Origin of the sequence: Duganella zoogloeoides, assembly GCF_034479515.1 — a bacterium.
GTDB classification, from domain to species: Bacteria; Pseudomonadota; Gammaproteobacteria; order Burkholderiales; family Burkholderiaceae_D; genus Rugamonas; species Rugamonas zoogloeoides.
On record NZ_CP140152.1, the window covers coordinates 1,745,999 to 1,766,081 of the forward strand.

At 63.7% G+C, this 20,083-nt stretch carries 23 protein-coding genes and 3 tRNA genes; 12 read left to right on the forward strand and 14 right to left on the reverse strand.

The window, feature by feature from the left end:
• The 5 genes from SR858_RS07745 to SR858_RS07765 form a co-directional block, all read right to left on the reverse strand.
• Window positions 1–1,653 (reverse strand): VRR-NUC domain-containing protein, encoded by a 1,653-nt coding sequence (locus SR858_RS07745; RefSeq protein ID WP_019922177.1) that lies wholly within the window; start codon window positions 1,651–1,653, stop codon window positions 1–3.
• An 82-nt stretch (window positions 1,654–1,735) separates the two neighbouring features.
• The gene (locus SR858_RS07750; protein WP_019922178.1) at window positions 1,736–2,320 is read right to left on the reverse strand and encodes a phasin family protein; all 585 of its coding nucleotides are present in this window, start codon (window positions 2,318–2,320) and stop codon (window positions 1,736–1,738) included.
• A 64-nt stretch (window positions 2,321–2,384) separates the two neighbouring features.
• Window positions 2,385–2,549, reverse strand: coding sequence for a hypothetical protein (locus SR858_RS07755; RefSeq protein WP_019922179.1), 165 nt, complete (start codon window positions 2,547–2,549; stop codon window positions 2,385–2,387).
• A 75-nt stretch (window positions 2,550–2,624) separates the two neighbouring features.
• Window positions 2,625–4,853 carry an ATP-binding protein gene (locus SR858_RS07760; protein WP_019922180.1) on the reverse strand — a complete coding sequence of 743 codons (2,229 nt, stop codon included), beginning with the start codon at window positions 4,851–4,853 and terminating at the stop codon, window positions 2,625–2,627.
• A gap of 42 nt (window positions 4,854–4,895) precedes the next feature.
• The gene (locus tag SR858_RS07765) at window positions 4,896–5,300 is read right to left on the reverse strand and encodes a winged helix-turn-helix transcriptional regulator (RefSeq protein WP_019922181.1); all 405 of its coding nucleotides are present in this window, start codon (window positions 5,298–5,300) and stop codon (window positions 4,896–4,898) included.
• A gap of 164 nt (window positions 5,301–5,464) precedes the next feature.
• Between SR858_RS07765 and SR858_RS07770 the strand changes: the two genes are divergently transcribed.
• Entirely contained in the window at window positions 5,465–6,316 is an 852-nt protein-coding gene (locus tag SR858_RS07770; protein WP_019922182.1) for an SDR family oxidoreductase, read from the forward strand.
• A 56-nt stretch (window positions 6,317–6,372) separates the two neighbouring features.
• Here SR858_RS07770 and SR858_RS07775 read toward each other — a convergent pair.
• Window positions 6,373–6,457, reverse strand: a tRNA-Leu gene (locus SR858_RS07775).
• A 115-nt stretch (window positions 6,458–6,572) separates the two neighbouring features.
• Window positions 6,573–6,815 (reverse strand): hypothetical protein, encoded by a 243-nt coding sequence (locus tag SR858_RS07780; RefSeq protein ID WP_019922183.1) that lies wholly within the window; start codon window positions 6,813–6,815, stop codon window positions 6,573–6,575.
• A 29-nt stretch (window positions 6,816–6,844) separates the two neighbouring features.
• Between SR858_RS07780 and SR858_RS07785 the strand changes: the two genes are divergently transcribed.
• A complete protein-coding gene (locus tag SR858_RS07785; RefSeq protein WP_154819872.1) occupies window positions 6,845–7,165 on the forward strand; it encodes a type 2 periplasmic-binding domain-containing protein in 321 nt (106 codons plus the stop codon).
• A 49-nt stretch (window positions 7,166–7,214) separates the two neighbouring features.
• On the opposite strand, the gene SR858_RS07790 is transcribed toward SR858_RS07785, so the two are convergent.
• A tRNA-Leu gene (locus SR858_RS07790) sits at window positions 7,215–7,299 on the reverse strand.
• A 157-nt stretch (window positions 7,300–7,456) separates the two neighbouring features.
• On the opposite strand from SR858_RS07790, the gene SR858_RS07795 reads away from it, so the two are divergent.
• From SR858_RS07795 to SR858_RS07820, 6 genes are all read left to right on the forward strand, one after another.
• The gene (locus tag SR858_RS07795; protein ID WP_322534520.1) at window positions 7,457–8,128 is read left to right on the forward strand and encodes an alpha/beta fold hydrolase; all 672 of its coding nucleotides are present in this window, start codon (window positions 7,457–7,459) and stop codon (window positions 8,126–8,128) included.
• Window positions 8,125–8,550, forward strand: coding sequence for a BlaI/MecI/CopY family transcriptional regulator (locus SR858_RS07800; RefSeq protein WP_019922186.1), 426 nt, complete (start codon window positions 8,125–8,127; stop codon window positions 8,548–8,550). The genes SR858_RS07795 and SR858_RS07800 overlap by 4 nt, the downstream gene beginning before the upstream one ends.
• Window positions 8,550–8,984, forward strand: a complete 435-nt coding sequence (locus SR858_RS07805; RefSeq protein ID WP_019922187.1) for a hypothetical protein — start codon at window positions 8,550–8,552, stop codon at window positions 8,982–8,984. Before SR858_RS07800 ends, SR858_RS07805 begins: the two co-directional genes overlap by 1 nt.
• Before the next feature lie 73 nt (window positions 8,985–9,057).
• The gene (locus SR858_RS07810; protein WP_322534521.1) at window positions 9,058–9,489 is read left to right on the forward strand and encodes a M56 family metallopeptidase; all 432 of its coding nucleotides are present in this window, start codon (window positions 9,058–9,060) and stop codon (window positions 9,487–9,489) included.
• A gap of 71 nt (window positions 9,490–9,560) precedes the next feature.
• Window positions 9,561–9,740, forward strand: a complete 180-nt coding sequence (locus SR858_RS07815) for a hypothetical protein (RefSeq protein WP_322534522.1) — start codon at window positions 9,561–9,563, stop codon at window positions 9,738–9,740.
• A 29-nt stretch (window positions 9,741–9,769) separates the two neighbouring features.
• Window positions 9,770–10,042: a HEAT repeat domain-containing protein gene (locus SR858_RS07820; protein WP_154819874.1), complete on the forward strand. Its 273-nt coding sequence runs from the start codon at window positions 9,770–9,772 to the stop codon at window positions 10,040–10,042.
• Between the two features lie 49 nt (window positions 10,043–10,091).
• On the opposite strand, the gene SR858_RS07825 is transcribed toward SR858_RS07820, so the two are convergent.
• Window positions 10,092–10,176, reverse strand: a tRNA-Leu gene (locus tag SR858_RS07825).
• A gap of 341 nt (window positions 10,177–10,517) precedes the next feature.
• On the opposite strand from SR858_RS07825, the gene rnr reads away from it, so the two are divergent.
• The 4 genes from rnr (at window position 10,518) to SR858_RS07845 (ending at window position 15,316) form a co-directional block, all read left to right on the forward strand.
• Complete coding sequence (gene rnr / locus SR858_RS07830) at window positions 10,518–12,989, forward strand: ribonuclease R (RefSeq protein WP_019922190.1); 2,472 nt, start codon at window positions 10,518–10,520, stop codon at window positions 12,987–12,989.
• 4 nt (window positions 12,990–12,993) lie between these two features.
• Window positions 12,994–13,737 (forward strand): 23S rRNA (guanosine(2251)-2'-O)-methyltransferase RlmB, encoded by a 744-nt coding sequence (gene rlmB / locus SR858_RS07835; RefSeq protein ID WP_019922191.1) that lies wholly within the window; start codon window positions 12,994–12,996, stop codon window positions 13,735–13,737.
• 118 nt (window positions 13,738–13,855) lie between these two features.
• Window positions 13,856–14,608, forward strand: a complete 753-nt coding sequence (gene cysE, locus SR858_RS07840; RefSeq protein WP_019922192.1) for a serine O-acetyltransferase — start codon at window positions 13,856–13,858, stop codon at window positions 14,606–14,608.
• 30 nt (window positions 14,609–14,638) lie between these two features.
• Complete coding sequence (locus SR858_RS07845; RefSeq protein ID WP_019922193.1) at window positions 14,639–15,316, forward strand: YceH family protein; 678 nt, start codon at window positions 14,639–14,641, stop codon at window positions 15,314–15,316.
• 112 nt (window positions 15,317–15,428) lie between these two features.
• On the opposite strand, the gene SR858_RS07850 is transcribed toward SR858_RS07845, so the two are convergent.
• The 5 genes from SR858_RS07850 to SR858_RS07870 all read right to left on the reverse strand — a co-directional run bounded on the left by SR858_RS07850 (window position 15,429) and on the right by SR858_RS07870 (window position 19,966).
• Complete coding sequence (locus tag SR858_RS07850; RefSeq protein ID WP_019922194.1) at window positions 15,429–16,379, reverse strand: hypothetical protein; 951 nt, start codon at window positions 16,377–16,379, stop codon at window positions 15,429–15,431.
• On the reverse strand, window positions 16,376–17,251 hold the full coding sequence (locus SR858_RS07855) for an ABC transporter ATP-binding protein (RefSeq protein ID WP_019922195.1): 876 nt from the start codon (window positions 17,249–17,251) through the stop codon (window positions 16,376–16,378). The genes SR858_RS07850 and SR858_RS07855 overlap by 4 nt, the downstream gene beginning before the upstream one ends.
• Window positions 17,248–17,628 carry a GntR family transcriptional regulator gene (locus tag SR858_RS07860; protein WP_040377813.1) on the reverse strand — a complete coding sequence of 127 codons (381 nt, stop codon included), beginning with the start codon at window positions 17,626–17,628 and terminating at the stop codon, window positions 17,248–17,250. Before SR858_RS07860 ends, SR858_RS07855 begins: the two co-directional genes overlap by 4 nt.
• A 113-nt stretch (window positions 17,629–17,741) precedes the next feature.
• Window positions 17,742–18,884, reverse strand: coding sequence for a GGDEF domain-containing protein (locus tag SR858_RS07865; protein WP_051120322.1), 1,143 nt, complete (start codon window positions 18,882–18,884; stop codon window positions 17,742–17,744).
• 359 nt (window positions 18,885–19,243) lie between these two features.
• Window positions 19,244–19,966: a DUF72 domain-containing protein gene (locus tag SR858_RS07870; protein WP_019922198.1), complete on the reverse strand. Its 723-nt coding sequence runs from the start codon at window positions 19,964–19,966 to the stop codon at window positions 19,244–19,246.
• Between the last annotated feature and the right edge of the window lie 117 nt (window positions 19,967–20,083).

Consider the following 20,083-nt stretch of genomic DNA (forward strand, 5'->3'; position numbering starts at 1 on the left):
TCAGGCGGCCCACTGCAAATAGCACACGGCCACCGGCATCTCGTGCGTGGCGCAGTAGTCGATCCAGCGCAGCTGGTTGTCCTGCAGGCGGTCGCCCGGACCTTTGACTTCGATCATCGTGTAGCGCCGCTCGGCGGGCCAGAACTGGATCAGGTCGGGGAAGCCGGTGCGGTTGGCCTTGATGTCTTGCAGGATGCGCTCGAAGGCGCGGCGCAGGTGCACGGGCGGAATGCACTCGAGCGCCAGGTCCAGCAAATCGTCGCTGAGCGCCTGCCAGTGCAGGAACGGTGACTGGATGCCGCGCTTGGCGCCGTGGTTGGCGCGGATGGTGGCGCGGTAATCGCCGCTGTCGAGCTGGGCGAAGCAGGCGGCAAATTGCGCGGCGCGGCGCCGCTGAAAATCGGCGCTGTGCAGGTCGGCCGGCGCCCGGTGGTACGGGTGGAAAAAAGCGCCCGGCACCGGGCAGAACACGGCTTCCCAGCACAGCAGGCCGAACAGCGAATTGATCAGCGAATTTTCCACGTAGTACACCGGCGCATCGTCGCGCGCTAGGTGGTCGCGCACGACGAATTCCACGTAGTGGTGCTCGGTGGGCAATGGCAGGCTCAGGTCGATGCGCAGCGGTTTTGCGGGCGGCACAGGCGGCGGCTTGGCGTGACCGAGCTTGCGCGCCAGCCGTGGCGCCATGCGCAGCAGTTGCTGGCGTTCGGCTTCGGTTTCGGGCGCTGCCATGGCTTGCTGCAGCAGGTCGAAGGCGGCGCGCGGCTGCTCGTCCTTTTCCAGCACGCGGATGGCGCGGGCGCGTGCGCCCGGGTACGGGCACGCGACATACACGGCGTGCGCGGCCGGCCAATCGCGCAGCTTTTCCAGGTGCTGGCCGATGGCAAACGTAAACTTGTGGCGGCGGCTGAGCAGCCATTCGTTGTCCTCGGCGCAGGCGGGCAGGTCGGCCATGATGGCGGCCGGGTCTTCGCCGAGCTCGAAGCGTTCGCGGCAGCGATGCAGGGCCAGGAAATCGTCGATGTCGCGCCGCGTGCGAAAACCGCGCGCCGCTGCCGGAAACTCCACCTTTTCGTACTGGAAGATGCCGAGGTCCGACAGCACGAATTCGGTCCAGTCCTGGTGGAAGTTGCCAAAGAAAATCAGGCGCAGGCGGTCGCACAGGTCCTGCACCAGGTTGCGGTAAGCGTGGTCGCCGGAATCGCTCCACCACTGCGAATACGGCTGCGGCGTGCAGAACTGTTCGCGCAGCGCGGCCAGCTGGTCGGCCTTGCGCAGGTGGCGCACATTGGCCCCCAGCTGGAATATTTTGCTGATTTCGGGTTTTTGCAGCAGTTCGAACAACTGGTCGAGGTCGAGGTGGGGATCGTGTTCGATCAGGCCCAGTGCGGCCAGGGGTTGGGCGGCGGCGTGGGTGTCGCCGATTTCGGCATAGCTTAATTTACTGGCGCGAAAGATAGTGCCCTTGCGCATGACCATCCGCACCAGCAGCGCGCGCGAGGGCTGGGGCAGGGTGGGAAAGTGGTGCAGGAAATCACGCTCGTCGGCCGTGAGCAGGTCGTCGTAACGGTCGGCGATCCACGTCAGTACCCGGTGAAAATTTTCCAGATAGTAGAACGGGTTATCGAGCGGATTGGAGAAAACTGGGGTCATTGCGGGCACGGCAGGGAGAGGCGATGGCTGTATTTATGTACAGTGTATCGCTTTCCGCTGCCGATGCCCAGTGAAATATCGGTTAGCCGTTGCTGGTGTTGGCGGCAGCGCCGGCTGCCTTGGCCGCTTCGGCCGCCTTTTGCTCGACCAGCGCATTGGCCTTGGCGATTTGCTCTTCGACCGACTGCACCGCCTGCTTGGTGGCCTTGGTCACCTGCTCGTAGCCGGTGAAGGCGTTGTCGATCGCGGCCTTGACGATCTGCACTGCGTTTTCCGATCCCGGACGCACGTTTTTCGTGACGTCATAGATCAGCGCGGACAGGTTGGTCTTGGCTTCGGCCATGTGGGCGTCGGCGGCGCGGGTGAATTCTTCGCGGATGTCGGCAATAATGGCGCCCAGTTGCTGGTTGTAGGCGGTGGCGCCGGCCACGCCCGGCTGTACCTTGGCGGCGGCCAGGCTCATCGCTGCCTTGGGATCGGCGGCCTGGCTGATTTCCTTGCCGGTGGCCAGGCCGTCGGCCATATTCGATTTGGCGGTGGCCATATTGAGGGCGACGACTTGCTCCACGCCTTGCACCGCGCGGGCGGTCAGGGTATTGAAGGTTTCCAGTTGAAATTCAAACAGGGCTTTGGTGGCGTTGGCAAACTGCTCGGGATTGGTGAACATACGGTCTCCTCATGTGAATGATGGGCTGATGCTCCGGGGTGGTCCCCATGTTGTTATTGGCTTTTTAGTAGATAACCAGTTTTTCGCAACGGCTGTCCCTGAACGGGCCGCGGAACTTTTTCCAGCCCGGCCCCAGTTGCGTGGGCGAGCAGGTCAGCACCTTGGCATCGACGATGCTTTGCCATTGCCAGTACTGCGCCGGCCCGGCCTGCAGTTGCCCACAGGTCATAGCCAGCGACAATAATGTTATGACTCCGAGAAAGTGTTTAGTCATGGCGCAAGAGTACAGCAAATCGCCGCGCCCTCAAAGTGGTGCGGTTTTTGGCAGGCGCAGGGTGAACCGCGTGCCGACCCCCACCTTGCTGGCCACGTCGATATGGCCGCCCAGCACGCCAGTGACGATGTTGTGCGTGACGTACAGGCCCAACCCCGAACCGCCAGCGCCCATGCGGGTGGTGAAGAACGGATCATAGATGCGCGGCAGGTTGCCGCCGGGGATGCCGATGCCATCGTCGATGACGTCGATGGCGATCTCGCCACCGCTGTCGCCACCGCCGCTGCTGTCGTAGGCTGCCACCCGCAAGGTGCCGGCCTTGCCAAGCTTGCCGCTGCCGAAGCCGTGCACCACGGCGTTGTCGATCAGTTGTCGCAGCGCCTGCAGCAGCGGGGTGGCGTAGCTGTCGAGTTCGAGCGACTGGTCGATCGCCTGTTCGAGCGTAACGCCCTGCCGGCGCAGGTCGGCTTCCATCGTGTGCAGCAGGTGGCCGACCTGTTCGCCCAGCAGAAAACGGCTGCGCTGCGAGTTGGCGCCATCGACCGCGATGTGACGAAAGCTGGCCACCAGTGCCGCCGCCCGGTTCAGGTTGCGCAGCACCACCTGGTCGGCGCTGGCGGCCTGGTCGAGATAGGTTTCCAGCACCGAGCGGCGCAGGCCGCCTTCGAGCTCGCGCCGCAGTTCGGCCGTGCGTTCGCTCATGGTGCTGGCCATGACCAGGCTGTTGCCGATCGGCGTGTTCAGTTCGTGCGCCACGCCCGCCACCAGCGCGCCCAGCGCGGCCAGCTTGTCGCGGCGCACCAGTTCCTCCTGGGTCAGGCTGAGGTTTTCCAGCGCGGCCGTCAGTTCTTCGTTGACCTGCTCCGCTTGCTCTTTCGATTGCAGCAGTTCCAGCGTGCGCGCCGCCACCAGCTCTTCCAGGTGCTCGCGGTGGCGCAGCAATTCTTCCTCGCGCCGGGTGCGGGTGATGGCAATTCCGGCCAGGTGCGAGGCGGTGCCGATGAGGGCCAGTTCGTCGTCGGCCGGTGCGCGCGCGGTGCGGTAGTACATGGCAAACGAGCCGATCACGGTGGTGCTGTCCTGCATGATGGGAATCGACCAGCAGGCGCGCAGGTCGAAGCGCGCGGCGACCTCGCGATAGGGAGTCCATAGCGGGTCATGGTCGATGTCGGCCACGATCACGGTGGCGCGGCGGTACATGGCTGTGCCGCACGAGCCTGCCGAGGGGCCGATGGGCAGGCCGACCAGCGCATCGAGATACGCCCGCGGCATGCGTGGGCCGGTTGCGGTGGCCACCGTGCGTCCGTCCGGACCCAGCAGCATCACCGTGCAAATGACGTCCGGCGATTGCGACTCGATCAGCAGCATCAGCCGTTCCAGGATCTCGGCCTGCGGCGCCGAGCGGGCGATCATTTCCAGCAGCTTGTTCTTGCCGTCGCGCAGCGCCGCGCTCCGGTTGCGGGCCGTGACATCGACCACCCGCACATGCATCAGCCGGTGCGCGCCGGAATTGAGCGGCACCATGCGCAGTTCGCAGTCGATCAGGCGGCCGGTGCTGTGCTGCATGGTCAGCGCCACCATCTGCGTGGCGCCGCCCATCATCGCTGCCACCTGTTCGGCAAACACTGCCTTCGAGGTGCGGCCATCGGGCTGTAACGGCGGGCACAGCGAGGGCAGGTCGGTTTGCACCAGTTCCGCTTCGGTCAGGCCGAAATGCTGGCGCGCGCGGCGGTTGACGTCGAGCAGCAGGTTGGTGCCGCGCTGCATCAGCAAGATGGTGTCGGGCGAGCCGGCCAGCATGGTGTGATAGTTGACTTCCAGCGTGGCCATGGTGGGCAGCGCGCGCGTTGCCGGCGCCGGCAATATCGCGTGCAGGCGTACCAGGATTTTTTCGGCCAGGTCGTCCGCCTCGATCGAGAGCGGCAGGTAGTCGGTGGCGCCGATGTGGAGCGCGCGCGCATGTTCCTCGGGGTGGGGCGCGGTGGAGAGCAGGTAGAGCGGCACCTGGAGGCCGCACAACTGGCGCACCATTTGACAGAGCTCCAGGCTGGCGCTGCCGGCCAGCGCCACATCGACGACGGCCAGCGCCACGTCGCCGCTGCGCGCCACGTCCAGCGCCTCGTTGCCGCGGCTGACGGCGCGCACATGGTAGCCGTGGCGCGCCAGCGTCTGCTCCAGGCCGGCGTGGTCGTACGCCGAACTGGTGGCCACCAGTATCGTGTGCGGCGTAGCGGAGGAGGGCGTCGGCGTCAGCGTCATGGCATGGCTAGTGTATTACAAGATCGGCGGCGAAGATCGAATTCATGCCGCCTCGATGGCGGCAGCTTTCTGGGCTTGCTCGATCAGCGGGAAATTGTTCTCGATCCAGTCCACCAGCACTTCCAGTCGCGTGGCGGCCTCGCGGCCCAGCGCGGTCAGGCTGTATTCCACGTGCGGTGGCACGACTTGCTGCGCCACGCGCAGTACCAGGCCGTCATAGGCGAGAGCGTCGAGCGTTTGCGCCAGCATTTTTTCGCTCACACCGCCGATTGCGCGCCGCAACTCGCTGAAACGGTGGGTGCGTTCCAGTAGCACGATCAGCACCAGCACGCCCCAGCGGCTGGTAATGTGGCCGAGCACGGCGCGCGACGGGCATTCGGCCGCCAGCACGCGCGGCTGCAACTGGTTGTCGCGCAAAGCCGCCCGCAGCGATTTTTGTTCGTTCATCATCTATCCAAAGTCGGAGGTGTACTTACCAAATTGTACGTACTTACAAAAAGTAAGTACAGCGATTACCATGGACGCTGTCAGTCGCCTTGAAGGTTCGCTTAAGACAAACCTAACCGTGCCAGCTTAGGCTGGTGCCTATCGTTATTAAAAAAGGAAACAACATGATCGTCATTACCGGTGCTACCGGCCAACTGGGCCGCCTCGTCATTTCGCACCTGCTGAAAACCACGCCGTCCGGGCAAATCGTTGCCGCCGTGCGCGATCCGGCCAAGGCTGCCGATTTGCAGGCGCTGGGCGTGCACGTGCGCCAGGCCGATTACAACGATCCTGCCTCGCTCGACACTGCCTTTGCCGGCGCCACCAAGGTCCTGCTGATTTCGTCCAACGATATCGGCAACCGCACCGCCCAGCACCAGAACGTGATCGATGCGGCCGTGCGCGCCAGCGCTGCACTGCTGGCTTATACCAGCGTGCTGCACGCTGACACCAGCCTGCTCGGACTGGCAAGCGAACACCGCGAAACCGAAGACGCGATCCGCGCCTCGGGCCTGACCTACACCTTGCTGCGCAACGGCTGGTACCTGGAAAACTACACGGCCGGCCTGAAGGGCGCCCTCGAACATGGCGCGCTGAGCGGCGCCGCCTCGGACGGCAAGATTGCCGCCGCCGCGCGCGACGACTATGCGCAAGCCGCTGCCGTGGTATTGGCCAGCGGCCAGCCGGTAGCGCAGGTGTATGAACTGGCGGGCGATACGTCCTTCACGCTGAGCGATCTGGCCGCAGAGACGGGCAAACAGGCGGACCGCGAGCTGCCGTACCACAACCTGGGCCAGCACGAGTACCGCGAACTGCTGGTGACCGTGGGGCTGCCGCCGGCAGTCGCCGACCTGCTGGCCAACTCCGACTTTGCCGCTTCCAAGGGCGCGCTGTTCGACGACAGCGGCACGCTGGGCAAGCTGATCGGCCGTCCGACCCAGCCGCTGGCCGATGCCGTGAAAGCCGCTTTGGCCTGAGCATGAAAAAAGCCGCAGGCCTGGAAAGAGGGCTGCGGCTTTTTTGCGGAATTTTGTGGTGCCCACGGAGGGACTCGAACCCCCACACCTTGCGGCACATGGACCTGAACCATGCGCGTCTACCAATTCCGCCACGTGGGCACTGTTGCTGCTTTACTTCTCTCTATCGCGTGTTCTGCAACAGAGGACCGAATCTTAAAGTAGCCTCGCCGCTGCGTCAAGGGCATGGCGATTCTTTTGTGAAATTATTTCATTTTCAAAATTTCGATGGCCAACTCATAATGGACTTTTGAGCTTCCTTGCCCATTGTTATGAACTTTTTCAGGCGCGCGCTGATTGCATCCACGTTGATGCTGGCCGCGTGCGAGGCCAGCGCGGACGAGGTGATCACGCTCACCAGCGGCGCATGGTTGCCCTGCCTGTCCGAGCGCGCGCCACACCACGGCGTGGTGTCGCGCATCGTCACCGAGGCGTTCGCGCTGGAGGGCGTGCGGGTCAATTATATTTTCCGGCCGTGGAGCAGGGCCTATGCCGAAGCGCTGGGTGGCGGCGCGCATGGCACGGTGGTGTGGGGCGTGGCTGGGAGCGATACCGCGCGCAAGCGCGTTGGGAGGGCGCTTCGACCTGTTTCCGGCCGATCTGTACGTGGGCCTCGGCATCATGCGCCGTATCCTGACGCCGGAGCAGGCGACCCGGCTGACCTGGGATCCGCAGCCGTATAACGTCACCGCCTACCACCTGCTGCTGAACCGCAAGAATCCGGCCAATCCGCGTTACCTGGCGCTGTTCAATCGCGGCCTGAAAAAGCTGCGAGACAGTGGCAAGTACGCGCAGTACATGAGCCAATGAAAAAAGCCGCAGGCCTTTGAAAGGACTGCGGCTTTTTCGCGGAATTCTGTGGTGCCCACGGAGGGACTCGAACCCCCACACCTTGCGGCACATGGACCTGAACCATGCGCGTCTACCAATTCCGCCACGTGGGCACTGTTGCTGCTTTACTGCTTGTTCTGCTGCGTGTTCTGCATCAGAGGCCAGAACTATACGGGACACTGCGCAAGTCGTCAAGCATTCGCCAGAAATATTACTTCTTGGCCTACAAACTAATATCGAATCGCTGCGTGCGCGAGGTGCTAGGTGCTGGTGTATTCGCTTGCTGGCTACGGCAAGTCGCCGGTCCGGGCGCAGCCGCTCACCATGGAGCAGAGCGTGGCCGAACTTGGTGCCGTACTGGCCGCGCGCAAGGTTGATGGTCCCCTGATCCTGGTCGGGCATTCGTATGGCGGTTTCCTGATCCGCGCATTTGCCGCCAACCATCCGCAGCGGGTGGCGGGCATGGTGTTCGTCGATCCGGCCGATGAGGGTTTCGAGGCGATCATTGGCCGCATCGATCCGGTGCGTACGCAGCAGGACCGGCGCCTGCTGGCTGGCGCAATTCCCGCCAAGTGGCAGGGTGAATTGCAGGCCATTCAGAAGTTGCTCGACGCCGGTCGTTTGCCGCCGATGCCGGCGCTGCCCGATGTGCCGGCCGTGCTGATCACCTCGGTGAAAGCGGACCCCGCGTCCGAGTTCTTCCAGGAGACACCCGCCATCGTCAAGCTCAAGCGTGAACGCCACGCTGCCTTCATCAGCCAGTTTTCCAGTGGCGCCCACGTGTTCACCCCTAATAGTGGTCATGGCATCCAGCGCCAGGAGCCGGAGCTCGTCGTCGCTGCCATCGACCAGGTCATCACGCTGGCCACTCAAGGCGCGGCGCGCACGGCCAAGGCCAGCGAGCAGCTCTCACAAGCAACTCCAACCCTGAAACAGCCATGAAAAAGCCATCCAACGTATCGATCGACAGCACCGCAGCGGAGGCGCGCGGCCTGGAGGACCTGGCGCCGCGCGAGCGCGAAGTGGCCGAATGTGTGTACCGGCTGGGCGAGGCGGCCGCCGCGCAGATCCAGCAGCAACTGGGATCGGACCTGAGCAACTCGGCCGTACGCGCGATGCTGGTGCGGCTCGAGGCGAAAGGCGTGCTCCAGCATCGCGCCGATGGTCAGCGCTACCTTTACAGCGCGGTGGCGCCGCAGGCGCAGGTGCGCGAGTCCGCGCTGAAAAAGCTGGTGGGCACGTTTTTCAACAATTCCACTGCCAGCGCTGCGACCGCCTTGCTCGGCATGTCCGGCAAAATGAGCAGCAAGGAACTCGATGACCTCGAGGCGATGATCGCCAAGGCGCGCAAGAAAGGGCGCTGATGGCGGGCACTGACCTCGCCCAACTGCTGCTCAAGCAATGTGTGACGGTCGTGTTGTTGTTGCTGGTGCTGCGCCTGCTGAGCGGTGCTTCGGCGGCGCGCCGCGTGTTCGCTGCCCGCTGCGGCGTGGTGGCGTTGCTGCTGATGCCGTTGGCTTGGCTGGCGCTGCCGTCGGCGGCGCCGGCGTTCCGGTTCGACATGTCGCTGGCAGTATCGGCCCCGGTGCAACCGCCACTCGAGATTCCTGCCATCGTCACCACCGCTGTGGTGCCTGATCTCGACCATGTCGTGTCGCTGCCTGCGCGCGGCGCGCAGTGGGGGCGCTGGCTGCTGGCAGCTTACGTGTTCGGTGTGGCGTGGCACCTGCTGCGGCTGGCGGCAGGCGTGTGGCGCCTTTACCGGGCAGCGGCGCAGGCGCGTGCGCTGGTCGCATAGCCGTGGGTCGATGCGCTGGCGCGGCTGCGTACCGAGTTGGGCCTGCGGCGCCAGGTGCCTGCTGGTCGACGATATGGCAGTATCCCCGTACAGCTGGGGTTGGCGCACCCCTGTCATCGTGCTTGATCATTGCAGCGTGGACAGTGCCGATCCCGACGCCGTGCTGGCCCACGAACTGGCCCATATCCGCGCCTACGACTGGCCGATGCTGCTGCTCGCACGCGTGCTGTTTGCCCTGTACTGGTGGCACCCGCTGATGTATCCGCTGCGGCGCATGCTTGAACATGATACCGAATGCGCCGCCGACGATGCGGTGCTGGCGGCCGGCGTCAGGCCGTCGCATTACGCGCATACCTTGCTGACGGTATCGCGCCAGGTTGTCGGCGGCACTGGCGGCACGGTAGCCAACCGCATCGCCAGCCGTGGCGCCATGCTGGTAGCGCGCATCGCGGCGCTGCTCGAGGCGCGCCGTCCGCGCGGCCGCGTCAGTGCCCGCCAGTGGTAGGGTGGGGCGCTGGCCACGCTGGCGCTGGTCGGCCTGATTGGCAATCTGCAATGGCGCGGCGAGCAGGTGCTGTGGCCCGACGCCTTGCTGCCGGCGGCGGGCATCATGACACCATCGCGCTGCTCGCTGCGCTCGACAATCCGAATTTCCGCCAGTTGGCCGTGGCCATGCGCGCGGCGGTCATTCGTTCCGCCAGCGCGCCGCCATTCCGGCCTTGCTGCTGGCCTTGCGCGATTCGCGGCCGGTGGTGAGACAGCTGGCGTTATGGGGACTGGGTGAAATGCGGTTTCCGGAAACCGCGCCGGCCGTCGCGGCATTGCTGGCTGACGCCGATGCGGCCGGTGCACTGGGCGACATGGGTGAAACCCGCTGGCTTGCGGTCATGATCGCCATGCTGGGCGACGATGCGCCGCTGGTGCGCGCCAGGGTAGCGCATGCATTAGGTGACCTGCAGGCGCCGGCAGCGATTGCCATGTTGCGCCAGCATGCCGGCGATGCAGATCCCGAAGTCGCCAGCGAAGTGGCCTGGGCGCTCAACGAGCTGGCGCAATGAAAAAAGCCGCAGACTTCATGAAAGTCTGCGGCTTCTTTGCGGAATTCTGTGGTGCCCACGGAGGGACTCGAACCCCCACACCTTGCGGCACATGGACCTGAACCATGCGCGTCTACCAATTCCGCCACGTGGGCACTGATGCTGCATATGCTAAAAAGGGTAGGTTTCGTACCAGATGAACTTGCGTTCCATACTGCACATCAACCCGGTCTAGCATTCCTGCTTTGCTTTCGTTTTTCAACGTTGTCGCTGCAAGAGACCAAGATTATAGAGCAATCTTGCGCGATGTCAAACGTCATTTTCAGAAAATGTTTGAAAAATTGCCCAGAGTGCGTACGAATTAGGCTATCGCCGCGTTTCCAAGTACACTACGGCTGTCGTCTGGCATATATATGCACAATATCAGTATCCCCGACGATTTTTGCCAGGCCGGATTTACCCAATACTGTCAATAACAACACCATAGAAATAACTTTTGAGCCAAATTACACACACCATTCCAAGCCGTGAGGAAATTCTCGGCATCTTCCGCAGCGCCCAACGGTCGCTTGACCTGCTCGCGGTAGCGAAGTCGCTCGACGTAGCGACCGACGCCCAGGCCGTGCTGTCGCGCCGCCTGAACGCCATGCAGCGCGACGGCCAGATCGTCGTCGATGACGCCGGCAATTTCACCCTCGCTGAAGACACCGGTTTTATCGCCGGCAAGGTCAGCAGCCACCGCGACGGTTTCGGCTTCGTGATCCCGGATGAGCCGGGCGAAGACCTGTTCCTGCCAGAGAAAGAAATGCAGAAAGTGCTGCATGGCGACCGCGTGATGGCCAAGGTGGTCGGTGTCGATCGCCGCGGCCGCAAGGAAGGCACGATTGTCGAAGTCGTCAGCCGCGCCAACACCCACATCATCGGCCGCCTGCTCAATGAAAACGGTACCTGGGTGGTGGCGCCCGAAGACCAGCGCATCGGCCAGGACGTCCTGGTCGAGGGTTCGGTCGGTAAGGCCAAGGCCGGGCAGGTCGTCAGCGTGGAGCTGACCGAGCAACCGATGCGCTTCAAGCAGCCGGTGGGCAAGATCGTTGAAATCCTCGGCTCGCTCGACGACCCGGGCATGGAGATCGAAATCGCCGTGCGCAAGTTCAACGTGCCGCACGTGTTTTCGCCAGCCGCGCTCAAGCAGGCCAACAAGCTGCCCGACCACGTGCGCGAAGCCGACCTGGGCGAGCGCGTCGATCTGCGCGACGTGCCGCTGGTCACCATCGACGGCGAAGACGCGCGCGACTTCGACGATGCGGTCTATTGCGAACCGGTCAAGATCGGCCGCGCCAACGGCTATCGCCTGATCGTCGCGATTGCCGACGTGAGCCACTACGTCAAGCCGAACGATGCGCTCGATACCGACGCACTGGAGCGCAGCACGTCGGTGTACTTCCCGCGCCGCGTGATCCCGATGCTGCCGGAAAAACTGTCGAACGGCCTGTGCTCGCTGAACCCGGCCGTCGATCGCCTCACGCTGGTCTGCGACGCCGTGATCACCGCCAAGGGCGAGATCAAGGCGTACCAGTTCTACCCGGCCGTAATCCACTCGGCCGCGCGCCTGACCTATACCGAAGTAGCCGACATCCTCGGCGACAAGCAGGGACCGGCAGCCAAGCGCCGCCCGGGCCTGGTGCCGCACCTGGACAACCTGTACGACGTGTTCCAGGCCTTGCTGAAGGCGCGCAGCGAACGCGGCGCGATCGACTTCGAAACCACCGAAACCTATATCGTCAGCAATCCATCGACCGGCAAGATCGAAAAGATCATTCCGCGCACCCGCAACGATGCGCACCGCCTGATCGAGGAATGCATGTTGACCGCCAACGTCTGCGCGGCTGACCTACTGATTCGCAACAAGCACCCGGGCACGTACCGCATCCACGCCAGCCCCACCGCTGAAAAGCTCAAGCAGGTGCGCACGTTCCTCAAGCAGGTGAACCTGACCCTGGAAGGCGGCGACAAGCCGGCCGCCGGCGACTACGCGTCGCTGATGCGCCAGATCAAGGAGCGCCCGGACGCGTCGCTGCTGCAAACCATGCTGCTGCGCTCGATGCAGCAAGCCGTGTACAGCCCCGACAATATCGGCCATTTCGGCCTGGCTTACGAGGCGTATGCCCACTTCACCAGCCCGATCCGCCGCTACCCCGACCTGCTGACGCACCGCGCCATCAAGGCGATCCTGGTGGGCAAAAAATACGAGCCGAAGATTCCCGAGTCGAGCGTATTGAACACCAACGTCTCCAACGCCACGCGCAAGCAGCAGGCCAAGGACAAGGCCGAGGGCAAAGAGAAAAAAGCTGCCGACCTCACCATCTGGGACGCGCTGGGCGTGCACTGCTCGGCCAACGAACGGCGCGCCGACGAAGCGTCGCGCGATGTCGAAGCCTGGCTCAAGTGCTACTTCATGCAGGACAAGCTGGGCGAGGAATTCACCGGCATCATCACCGGCGTGGCCACGTTCGGCATCTTTGTCCAGCTCGACCAGCTGTTCGTCGAAGGCATGGTCCACGTCACCGACCTCGGCTCCGACTACTTCCAGTACGACGACGCCCGCCACGAACTCAAGGGCGAACGCACCGGCAAGCGCTTCCAGCTGACCGACCGCGTGACCGTGCAAGTGGTGCGCGTGGACCTGGAAATGCGCAAGATCGACCTGCGCCTGTCCGGTCCCGATGCACCGCCACCGAAGCCGGAAGGCAGCGGCAACGGCGGCAAGGATCGCAACAAGACCAACATCAAGCCGGGCCCGACCACGTCGCAGCGCCACGAGGTGAAAGCCACGGCAGCGGATAACAACGGCGGTAACAAGCCCAAGTCCCGTTCCCGTGGCGGCCGCAGCAAGAACAATGCCGCGGCGTCTGCCCCGGCAGCACCCCAGGCAGCAAAACCTGCCGCAAAAAGTAAGAAGAAGCGATAAGTAAATGAAGAACAAAATGATTTTTGGGTTCCACGCGGTGACCTCGCGCTTGCGTCACGAGGCGTCGTCGGTGGAAGAGATTTTCATCGACGCCACGCGCGACGACCGCCGCATGAAAGACCTGGTGGCCAACGCCAAGGCTGCCGGCGTGCGCATCATGCCGGTCGATTCGGCCCGCCTCGACAAGATCGTCGGCACTCGCCGCCACCAGGGCGTGATCGCCTTTGCGTCGCAGCTGGCGCTGGCGCGCAACCTCGATGAACTGCTCGACGCCATCGATGGTCCGCCGCTGCTGCTGGTCCTCGACGGCATTACCGATCCGCACAACCTCGGCGCCTGCCTGCGGGTGGCCGACGGTGTGGGCGCGCACGCGGTGATCGTACCGAAAGACCGCGCCGTGGGCCTGAATGCCACTGCCGCCAAGGTGGCCAGCGGCGCCGCCGAGACCGTGCCATACATCACGGTGACCAATCTGGCGCGCACGCTGCGCGAGCTGAAAGAGCGCGACATCTGGCTGATCGGCACGTCCGATGACGGCGAGAAGGGCCTGTACGAAGCCGATTTCACCGGCCCGACTGCGCTGGTCATGGGGTCGGAAGGCGAGGGCATGCGCCGCCTGACGCGCGAAACCTGCGACGTGCTGGTGAGCATTCCAATGTTCGGCTCGGTCGAGAGCCTGAACGTGTCGGTGGCGTCGGGCGTGTGCCTGTACGAGGCGCGCCGCCAGCGCATCGCCAAGGAAGCTTAAGTTCCAGCAGCACCCTGGGGCCTCCTGCCGGGAGGTCCTTGCAAGTCCCTCCGGCAGTTCCCTACGAGCTAAGCCAACTTACGCTAAGATACGCGTTTCCGTTGTCACTCGAACACCCATGTTCCACCATCTGCGCCAAGACATCAACAGCATCATCGAACGCGACCCCGCTGCCCGCAATGCCTGGGAAGTGCTCACCTGTTATCCCGGATTGCAGGCGATCGTCATGCACCGCTGGGCGTCGTGGTGCTGGTGGCACGGCGCCAAGTGGCTGGGGCGCTTCATCTCGTATGGTGCGCGCATCGTCACCGGCATCGAAATCCATCCCGGCGCCACGATCGGGCGCCGCGTATTCATCGACCACGGCTTTGGCGTGGTGATCGGCGAGACTGCCGAGATCGGCGACGACTGCACCATCTACCAGGGCGTCACCCTTGGCGGCACGTCGCTGCACGCGGGCGCCAAGCGACATCCCACTTTGGGGCGCGGCGTGATCATCGGCGCCGGCGCCCAGGTGCTTGGCGGTTTTACCGTCGGCGACTATGCCAAGGTGGGCTCGAACGCGGTACTCCTGAAACCGGTGCCTGCGGGCGCCACTGCCGTCGGCAATCCGGCCCATGTCGTCCAGAAGGATTTACTCGGCGCTGCCGCCACTCCCCTCGCTTCCAGCCCGTTCTCGGCCTACGGCGTCACGCCAAACGGCGACGATCCGCTGTCGAAAGCGCTGCGCGGCCTGATCGAAAACGCCGTCAAGCAGGAGGCGCGCATCGAGCGCCTGGTCGCCACCATGCGCGCAGCCGGCCTCGAGTGCCAGGGCGTGCCTGAATGTGATAAATTAAATTCCGATCAATTGAACAAGCTCGTCGAATAACGCGAATAACCAGAAGAAGGAACGCTGCACATGGAAACAACGCCCGAAGGCCTCGAGATACTGGACCCGTTCGAGCTGCGCGTGCTGGCCGTGCTGGCCGAGAAGGAAGCGCTCACGCCCGATAACTATCCGCTGTCACTGAACGCGCTGGTCAATGGTTGCAATCAATTGTCGAGCCGCGACCCGGTGATGTCGATTTCGGAAGACACGGTGGCCGAGGTGTTGCAGCGGCTGATGCAGGCCAAGTACGTCAACGGCATCACCCAGGCCGGTGCACGCGTGACCAAGTACGAGCACCGCCTGCGCATCAAGTTCACGCTGGAGCAGGACAAGCTGGCCGTGCTGACCATGCTGATGCTGCGCGGCCTGCAAACGGCCGGAGAAATCCGCACCCGCAGCGGTCGCCTGCACGACTTCAAGTCGGTGGCCGAGGTGGAACATGCGCTGCAATTTTTGATCGACAAATATCCGCCGCTAGTGTCGAAACTGCCGCTGGCGCCCGGCACCAAGGAGCCGCGCTACGGCCACCTGCTGGCCGGCGAAGAAGCGCTGGCACGCGAGGAAACCGCCGCCAGCCTGGGCGGCTCGGTCGGCGGTGCGGGGCAGGGGACAAAAATCGGCGCGCTTGAGCAGGAAGTGCAGCAGCTGCGCCGCCAGGTCGATGACTTGACGGCGCAGTTCGCCGCCTTCCGCCAGCAGTTTGAATAATCAGAAACGCTGCAAGCGCCTGATCCAGGCTTCGGAGCAGGGCGCAGCGACGAAGACAGTACGAGCGTACGGCGAGGAGTTGCAACGCCGCGCTGGAGGCTGGATCAGGCGCTTAACCTTCCTCGCGGCGGCGGCGCATGCGGATCGCCACCGCAATCATCGCCACACCTGCTACCACGCCCACCCACAGCCCCACGTTAGCCAGCGTGGACCATGAATACAGGAAGGCGTCGGTCGGCGTGGGCAGGCCGTGTTCTTCCGACAGCGCCAGCCGGCTGCGGTCGAACCACATCCACGATCCCGGCACCACGCCCAGCAACAGGCGGTTGGTGACGTTGCTGATGAACCAGCCGACGCTGAGATCGAAGCCCAGCACTTTCTGCATCCACACCAACAGCAGCCCAGCGCCTACCGGCAGGCCCACGGCCCACACGAACACTTTCGAGCGCACCATGCTCGAGATCATCAGGAGCCAGCCCACGGTGGGCAGCGCCCACAGCATGTAGACGGGCAGCAGGCCGAGCACGCGCAGCGGCGCCAGGTACAGCTCGGGCGTGGCCAGCAGGTCGCCGAACAGCACCGTGCCGTGCAGTGACAGCTTGGCGGCCACCGCCAGCAGCAACACCAGCGACAGCGCAACGGCGATACCGATCACGATCAGCGGCGCGACCACCAGCGCCGTGACAACCTTGGACAGCACCGTGGTCTGGTCCGATACCGGCAACGATTTCCAGAACAGGATGCTGCGGTCGCGGCGCTCGTCGTTGAGCGCACCGAGGCAATAGAAGAACACCAGGAAGCCGAGCACCAGGTACACCGGCACGGCAGAAACGATATAGCCTTGGGCCAGCGTGCTCACCAGGGTAGCGCGCGCCTGGCCCTGGATGCTGACCGTGAAGCTCTGCGCGGTGATGGCGTCGCCGGACAACTGGATGTCCTTGCCGATGAATACCGCCAGCAGCGCCAGCGCAGCAATCAAGCCGGCGATCACCAGCGGCGTCCACACCAGCATGCCCTTGTGCTCCCACAATTCGCGCTTGATCAGCCATTTCATGGTCTTCATTGTGGTTGTCCTTTCATGGTGGCGACAAACAGGTCGGCCACGCTGGGCGTGCGCACTTCGCCGAAGGTGGCCAGTTGGGTACGGTCGGCGCGGTCGAACAGCATCACCGATTTGCCGAACACGGTGCGCTGCGAGATCGGACCCAGCGCGCTGGCGACGGCCACGAATTGCGGCTCGACCATCACCTCGGCATAGCGTTCGCCCACTTCATCCATGCTGGCGGCCAGCACGATGCGGCCGTTCTCGATGAACATCAGGTCCGACAGGATGTGCTCGACTTCCTCGATCTGGTGGGTGGTGATGACGATGGTCTTCTGTTCGTCGAAATAATCTTCCAGCAGGTTCTGGTAGAACTGTTTTCGATACAGGATGTCCAGGCCCAGCGTGGGTTCGTCGAGCACCAGCAATTTGGCGTCGATCGCCATCACCAGCGCCAGGTGTAGCTGCACCACCATGCCCTTGGACATGGCGGCCACCTTCATGTTCGGCGTCAGCTTGGTGGTGGCGATGTATTGTTCGGCGCGGGCGCGGTCGAAGCGCGGGTGCACGCCGGCCACGAAGTCGATCGCGTCTTTGACTTTCAGCCACTTGGGCAGGATGGCGACGTCGGCAATGAAGCACACGTCGTTCATCAGCAGTTCGCGCTCGGTGCGTGGGTCGCGGCCCAGCACCGACAAGCCGCCCTCGAACGGTGTCAGCCCCAGGATGGCCTTGAGCGTGGTGGTCTTGCCCGAGCCATTCGGTCCGACCAGGCCGACGATGCGGCCGGCGCCGATGGTAAAGCTGACGTTGTCGAGTGCGGTGTGTTTGCCGTAGCGCTTGGTGATGCCGGTGGCGGTGATCACGGCATCCGGATTCAGTTCGGCGTTCATGGCTTTGCTCCCGACGGTGCCGGTGCGGCAGCGCCCAGCAGGGCGGCAGTGTCGAGGCCGAGGCGGCGGATGCGTTCGAGCATGGCCGGCCATTCTTCGCGCATGAAGCGCTCGCGTTCACTCGCCAGCAGTTTGTCGTGTGCGCCTTCGGTTACATACATGCCTAGCCCCCTGCGTTTTTCCACCAGCGCCTCGTCCACCAGTTCCTGGTAGGCCCGCGACACCGTGATTGGGTTGAGTTGATAATCGGCCGCCACCTGGCGCACCGACGGCAGGGCATCGCCCGCCTTGAGCAAGCCGTCGAGCAACATGCCGACCACCTTGTCCTTCAACTGCCGATAAATCGGCGCGTTGTCATTCCAGTCTGTCGCTGACATACATGGAGTCCTCTTGATGTGGTGTTGTAGTGAACTATAACACTAAAAATCAAAAAGGCAATAATTTTGCAGAGGATGGATGGTCTTGGCCGGATGGCGCCGGGCCGGCGCGCTCACACCGTCTCGCTGCGGTCGCGGCCGGCGGCCTTGGCGCGGTAGAGGGCGGCGTCAGCGCGCGCCATCAGCGCTTCCAGGCTCTCGTTTGGCGACTGCTGGCTGGCGATGCCGATGCTGACCGTGTAGTCCGGCACGTTGCCGCCGCGCGCTGCAAACAGCAAGCCATGGATGCGTTGCGCCATCGCTTTCGCCTGCTCGGCCGTGGTGCCCGATAGCAGCACGATGAATTCCTCGCCGCCGAAGCGCGCCACGTGGTCGATCTCGCGCAGGGCGGAGACGGTGGTGCGTGCCGCATGCACCAGCACCTGGTCGCCGACTGCGTGGCCATGCTGGTCGTTGATGGCCTTGAAGTAGTCGAGGTCGATGCTGAGCAGGGTGATCGGCTGGCCATGGCGTTTCATCAGCGCTACCTCGCGGCGGTAGGCGTCGGCGAAACCGCGCCGGTTCAGCACCCCGGTCAGCGGGTCCGAGTTGGAGCGATGCTCCATCACAACCTGCAGACGCCGCGTGGCGATGGTCATGAAGCCGACCGCCATCATCAGCGTCATGAAGTTGGCGGTCAACAGGAAAATGCCCTGTACCGCGCCGTTGCTGGCGTTGCTGGTGCCGACCGCGCCGCTAAGCGCCGCCAGCAACCGCACCAGCAGCACCAGCGACTGCACCAGCAACAGCGCGCCGAAAAACCAGCTGGAGAAGTGGCGTTCGCCATGGCGCACCAGCAGCACCAGTTGCGCCACGTAGAACGACAGCGTCAACGATGAAAACACCGCCACCCGCAACGCGTAGTCCTGGGTGATGACATACCAGCCGATCAGACAGGCCATGCCGGCCACCCACGCCAGCGCCAGCCACCACCAGCTTGGCTTGCGACCGTAGAAGATCTGGGTGCCGATCAGCATCAGCCCGGCGGCGGCCAGCATGGTGCTATTGGCCACGAACAGTAACACCGCTTCCGGCATCAGTGGCCCTGCGCAGAATAACAAGCCGCTCGCCGTCAGCGATAACATGCCCAGCGACTGATGGCCCAACCCTCGCACGTCGGCAGGGAAGCTGCGGTAGGCGGAAAACAACACGATGGTCATCGCCGCCGCCATCAGGGTCGACGTCAGAACGATGGTCGTAGGATCGAGCAATATCACAGTGGAAAGTGGGGGATTTCGTGATCTGCAAGGATACCAGCAACTCCTTGCATGCCGTAAGGCTAATCGGCTTTGGGCAATGTCCATCGCCCTGAACAGTCTGATTGATGAGCCTGGCTAATAAGCGCATGCACTTTTTGCCTCGATGCGCTCGATAGCGCAGCAGCTACATTGGGTTTTCTGCAGGTTGACTCTATTCGATCAAGGAACTCACGCATGGTGATACGACTCTGGCGTATTCTGCCGCTGGCGGTGGTCTGGTGCCCGCCGGGCGTCAGGCACTGGCATGGGGCTGCGCCCACCGCCGCGCTCACCCATATCGCCGTCACCGGCAGCCAGGCAAAGTTAACCGTGAAATCTTAACGGTGAACTTCCACACTGCGGCGTTGCAGGTCCAACGCGTTCGGTAGCGCTGCGCCCGAGGCCGTATTGTCGAAGATGCACCAGGCATCGCGTCCGCTGATCCAGGCTGCCACCTGGTCCAGGTATTCGTCGGAGTAGGACGAGTAATACATGCGCGGACTGCCGTGCAGGCGTGCGTACACGATGTCGGAGGTGAGCGCGAACGGAGCCGGTGCGCCTGCCGGCGGATCGGCGATTACGCGGGTAACGTCATGGGCGCGCAGCAACGCCGTGGCGTCGTCGCCGAACCAGCTGCCGTGGCGCGCTTCGCAGGCGAGGGTACAGGCAAAGTGCTGGCGCAGGTGGGCGAAGAAGGCGTCGGCCACGCTGGTATCGAACCGCAGGCTGGGCGGCAGTTGCACCAGGATGCAGCCAAGCTTGTCGCCGAGCGATTTGGCTTGCCCGGCAAACGCGGCCAGCAGCGCCTCGATACCGACCAGCCGCTGGTCATGGCTGATACTGCGCGGCAGCTTCACGGCAAAGCGAAAAGCGTCGGGCACGCTGGCGGCCCAGCGCGCGTAGGTGGAGGCCTGGTGCGGCTTGTAGAAAGACGAATTGATTTCCACCGCGTTCAGCACGCGCGCATAGCGTTCGAGATGGCTGCCGGCGCCGGGAAAGGAGGGGGCCACTTCACGGCCGATATTCCAGCCGGCGCAGCCGATGCGGATAATGTTGTTCATCGTGCATTGTAGGGCGCTGCGCGCAAACGCGTCGCCCGACTCTGTTTATGACGCCATGCCACGCCACGATTCACTACGTATAATCAACTACGTAATATTACTGAGCATGGTTTTATT

Excerpts from the sequence above, each read along its gene's own strand:
- SR858_RS07745 (WP_019922177.1), bottom strand. The coding sequence starts at position 1,653 with ATGACCCCAGTTTTCTCCAATCCGCTCGATAACCCGTTCTACTATCTG.
- SR858_RS07750 (WP_019922178.1), bottom strand. The coding sequence starts at position 2,320 with ATGTTCACCAATCCCGAGCAGTTTGCCAACGCCACCAAAGCCCTGTTT.
- SR858_RS07755 (WP_019922179.1), bottom strand. The coding sequence starts at position 2,549 with ATGACCTGTGGGCAACTGCAGGCCGGGCCGGCGCAGTACTGGCAATGG.
- SR858_RS07760 (WP_019922180.1), bottom strand. The coding sequence starts at position 4,853 with ATGACGCTGACGCCGACGCCCTCCTCCGCTACGCCGCACACGATACTG.
- SR858_RS07765 (WP_019922181.1), bottom strand. The coding sequence starts at position 5,300 with ATGAACGAACAAAAATCGCTGCGGGCGGCTTTGCGCGACAACCAGTTG.
- SR858_RS07770 (WP_019922182.1), top strand. The coding sequence starts at position 5,465 with ATGATCGTCATTACCGGTGCTACCGGCCAACTGGGCCGCCTCGTCATT.
- SR858_RS07785 (WP_154819872.1), top strand. The coding sequence starts at position 6,845 with ATGCCGAAGCGCTGGGTGGCGGCGCGCATGGCACGGTGGTGTGGGGCG.
- SR858_RS07800 (WP_019922186.1), top strand. The coding sequence starts at position 8,125 with ATGAAAAAGCCATCCAACGTATCGATCGACAGCACCGCAGCGGAGGCG.
- SR858_RS07805 (WP_019922187.1), top strand. The coding sequence starts at position 8,550 with ATGGCGGGCACTGACCTCGCCCAACTGCTGCTCAAGCAATGTGTGACG.
- SR858_RS07810 (WP_322534521.1), top strand. The coding sequence starts at position 9,058 with ATGGCAGTATCCCCGTACAGCTGGGGTTGGCGCACCCCTGTCATCGTG.
- SR858_RS07820 (WP_154819874.1), top strand. The coding sequence starts at position 9,770 with ATGCGGTTTCCGGAAACCGCGCCGGCCGTCGCGGCATTGCTGGCTGAC.
- rlmB (WP_019922191.1), top strand. The coding sequence starts at position 12,994 with ATGAAGAACAAAATGATTTTTGGGTTCCACGCGGTGACCTCGCGCTTG.
- cysE (WP_019922192.1), top strand. The coding sequence starts at position 13,856 with ATGTTCCACCATCTGCGCCAAGACATCAACAGCATCATCGAACGCGAC.
- SR858_RS07845 (WP_019922193.1), top strand. The coding sequence starts at position 14,639 with ATGGAAACAACGCCCGAAGGCCTCGAGATACTGGACCCGTTCGAGCTG.
- SR858_RS07850 (WP_019922194.1), bottom strand. The coding sequence starts at position 16,379 with ATGAAGACCATGAAATGGCTGATCAAGCGCGAATTGTGGGAGCACAAG.
- SR858_RS07855 (WP_019922195.1), bottom strand. The coding sequence starts at position 17,251 with ATGAACGCCGAACTGAATCCGGATGCCGTGATCACCGCCACCGGCATC.
- SR858_RS07860 (WP_040377813.1), bottom strand. The coding sequence starts at position 17,628 with ATGTCAGCGACAGACTGGAATGACAACGCGCCGATTTATCGGCAGTTG.
- SR858_RS07870 (WP_019922198.1), bottom strand. The coding sequence starts at position 19,966 with ATGAACAACATTATCCGCATCGGCTGCGCCGGCTGGAATATCGGCCGT.